Annotated in this window: 1 protein-coding gene; it reads right to left on the bottom strand. The window is 59.6% G+C overall.

Annotation, left to right across the window (positions count from 1 at the left end; translation table 11 throughout):
* Window positions 1–445, bottom strand: a 445-nt coding sequence (locus KP22_RS21125) for an RHS repeat-associated core domain-containing protein (protein ID WP_039326409.1), incomplete at both ends; no start/stop codon positions are given.

Raw genomic sequence — 445 nt, 5'->3', positions numbered from 1 at the left:
TCGGATCATAGTACCGAAAACGGTTATAACATAGCCCGCTTTCGCTGTCACGGTACTGTCCGGCAAAGCCGAGTCCGGGGTCGGCAGGGTCTGCATAATTGCTGCGTCGCTGACCCCAGAGGGTGCTTTTGGGTGCCTGCCAGCGAAGTTCGCCTTGCGGATTAAAGACTGCCTGCGGTTCACCGTTCTGGCTGCTGGTGACAAAATCGGTTTCCCAGCGTCCGTGGTTATCCTGCCGCTGCTGGACCAGCAGTTCCCAGCCGTTGTGTACCCAGTGGCGATGGGCAACGCGTTCACCGTTGCGATAATGCCGCACCTCGGCGATGTGGTCGCCGTCCCACAGGTAGCGGATATCGTCCTGTGTCTGCTCACAGCGTTTGCCGGTACGTCGCCCGAACGGGTCGTAACGGTAAAACCAGCGTTCGCCCATCGGGGTGTCGACAAC

The sequence above is a fragment of the Pectobacterium betavasculorum genome, assembly GCF_000749845.1.
GTDB classification, from domain to species: domain Bacteria; phylum Pseudomonadota; class Gammaproteobacteria; order Enterobacterales; family Enterobacteriaceae; genus Pectobacterium; species Pectobacterium betavasculorum.
This window is presented reverse-complemented; position numbering and strand designations above follow the sequence as displayed.